This is a genomic window from Campylobacter sp. RM9328 (assembly GCF_012978615.1).
In genome coordinates, this window is the sequence record NZ_LIWF01000030.1 from 1 (window position 1) to 2,708 (window position 2,708).

The 2,708-nt window shown below is 41.1% G+C and carries 3 protein-coding genes; all 3 read left to right on the forward strand.

What is annotated here, in order from left to right; genetic code table 11:
- The first annotated feature begins 22 nt into the window (after positions 1 to 22).
- The gene (locus tag CCAL9328_RS10390; protein WP_169937856.1) at positions 23 to 1,564 is read left to right on the forward strand and encodes a flavocytochrome c; all 1,542 of its coding nucleotides are present in this window, start codon (positions 23 to 25) and stop codon (positions 1,562 to 1,564) included.
- A 50-nt stretch (positions 1,565 to 1,614) separates the two neighbouring features.
- A complete protein-coding gene (locus tag CCAL9328_RS10395; protein ID WP_169972575.1) occupies positions 1,615 to 2,055 on the forward strand; it encodes a cytochrome c3 family protein in 441 nt (146 codons plus the stop codon).
- The coding region (locus CCAL9328_RS10400) for a cytochrome c3 family protein (RefSeq protein WP_170000611.1) at positions 2,052 to 2,708 on the forward strand (657 nt) is incomplete at its 3' end. The genes CCAL9328_RS10395 and CCAL9328_RS10400, both read left to right, overlap by 4 nt.

Below are 2,708 nucleotides of genomic sequence, written 5' to 3' on the forward strand. Positions count from 1 at the left end.
CAACTTTCTAAAAGGAGACAATATGGAAAACATGTCAAGACGAAATTTCGTTAAGATGAGTATGGTTGGTGCTGGTGCTCTTGCACTTAGCAGCGTAAATGCTAGCGCTTCTGCAGTTGATGCAAAAGATGTTAAATTTGATGAAGAGTGGGACGTTGTAATTATCGGCTCAGGCTTTTCAGGACTAGCAGCTGGTCTTGTAGCAGCCAAAAAAGGAAACAAAGTTCTAATCCTTGAAAAAATGGGTCGTATCGGCGGTAACTCAGTTATTAACGGTGGCGGCATGAGTGTTCCTGTGAATCCTGTCCAAGCAAAAGACGGTATCAAAGATAGTAAAGAGCTATTTATGGCTGACTGCTTAAAAGCGGGTCTTGGTATTAACCACCCTGAACTACTTCAAACGCTAGCTGATCGCGGAACAGACGCTTACAAATTCCTAGTAGACAATGGTGTTCAGTTTAAAGATCACTGCGCACACTTCGGCGGACACTCAGTTCCTCGCTCAATGCTAACTACAAACGACTCTGGCTCAGGCTATATCCAACCTATGCTTGAAAAATTTGAAGCATTAAAAGACCAAGGTTGCGAACTAAGAAGAAGAGCTAAATTTGACGACTTCGTAATGGAAGGCGATAGAGTTGTTGGTGTAACTATCCGCGAAGAGTATAAATTTGACGCTAACCTATACAGCGACGACCTAGAAAACACAAGCGGAACTAAAAAAACTATCAAGGCTAAAAAAGGTGTTGTTTTAGCATCTGGCGGTTTTGGACGCGATAGAGCATTTAGAAAACTTCAAGACCCAAGAATTCCTGATGATGTTGATAGCACAAACCACGCAGGTGCAACAGCTGGTGCTTTACTAAAAGCATTTGAGATCGGTGCATATCCTGTTCAAATCGACTGGATCCAATTTGGCCCATGGGCAAGCCCTGATGAAAAAGGCTTTGGTACAGCCCCTATCCTTACTCAACAAGGAACATTTAAATACGGTATCGCTGTTGATATTCGCAACGGCAAACGCTTCATGAACGAACTAGCAGACAGAAAAACAAGAGCTGATGCAGAGTTTAAAATTCTAAGAGAAACTCCGGGCGCATACCCTATAACATTTGGCGATGACAAATGCTTTAGAGATCTTAGCGAAGAGATCATACAAAAAGGTATGGCTGGCGGTAAGCTAGTTGGTGTTTGCAAAAGCTTAGATGAAATAGCTAGCAAATACGGCGTTCCTGCAGCAGCTTTAAAAGAAACCGTTAAAAAATACAACGAGGGCGTAAAAGCTAAAAAAGATGAATTTGGCAAACAAGAAAACGCACTAAGCGAGATCAACGAAGCTGGTCCATTCTATGTAGTTCGCCTTTCACCAAAACCACACCACACAATGGGCGGTCTAAAAATTAATGAGAAAGCAGAAGTTATCTCTTCTAAAACAAACAAACCAATCCCTGGTCTTTATGCTGCGGGCGAGGTTACAGGCGGAACACATGGTGCTAGCCGTCTAGGTACAGTTGCTATTACCGATTGTATCGTATTTGGTATGATTGCCGGCGAAGCAATGTAATACAAAAGGGGGCTCTTGGCCCTCTTCTTATTTAAATCCAAAGGTCTTAAATGAAACGTCTAACTTTAACAGCATTACTATTATTATGCTGTTTTTTCACGCCTATCTTTGCGAATGATAATGGGAAAAAATCAGACCTTAACATTCAAAAGATAACCGTTTCTGACGAGCTACGAGCAAAACACACTCTAAAGCCTCATCATGAACATTTGGCGTTTGACTGTATAGATTGTCATACAAATCAAGGTGACGATCCTAGTAAATTTAAAAACATAAAAGATGAAGGCTGTCTAAGCTGCCACGGCACTAAAAAGCTACTAGCGCAAAGACTTAAATTTATGGATACGCTAAAAGCTAATCCACACAACTCGGTTCACGACGGTCCTACATTATACTGTGACGAGTGCCACTTCGAGCACAAGCCGTCTATAAATATGTGTAGCGAATGCCACGAGCATGAGGTTCCACAATGGATGGGAGTAACACCATGAAAATTTCAAAGAAATTATTAGCTCTTATTGTAGTGATAAGTGGCATTGTTGGATTTTTCGTTGTTTTACCGGTTCATTATGTGCTTGAAGAGACCAGCACGGATAGATTTTGTGGAGTCTGCCACGAGATGGATCCTATGGTTATATCATATCAAAAAGATATCCATGCAGGCAGTGGGGCAATAGGCGTAAAGGCTAAATGTGTTGATTGCCATTTACCTCACGACAACCTAGCCAAATACGTATATCAAAAAGCAGTTAATGGCATAGTAGAGGGCTATATCCACTTCTTTGGCGATCCTGATAGTATAAACTGGGTGGCTAATCTAAAAAATAAAGAGCACTATGTGTTTGACAACGGCTGTATGAGCTGTCATACTAACATCTTAGACACAACAGCTTCATCACAGCAAGCTCAAAAGATGCACGCCCACTACGTTAAGCTTCAAGGAAGCGACAAAGAGCTTAAATGTGTAAGTTGTCACGTAGGAGTAGGACATGCTCATGATATGAGAAACCAGCTTGAATACTGGAAGCCTTCGTATAAAATTTACGAGAACAAAATGCTAGAACAAAAGATAAAATCAAAGCAAGAGTTCTTTAAAGATGAATATGAGCCAACCAAACAAGAGAGGGAGTTTTTGGAGAAAAAT

Bases quoted from the DNA above. Each gene is read 5' to 3' on its own strand.
- CCAL9328_RS10390 (WP_169937856.1), top strand. From the start codon at position 23: ATGGAAAACATGTCAAGACGAAATTTCGTTAAGATGAGTATGGTTGGT.
- CCAL9328_RS10395 (WP_169972575.1), top strand. From the start codon at position 1,615: ATGAAACGTCTAACTTTAACAGCATTACTATTATTATGCTGTTTTTTC.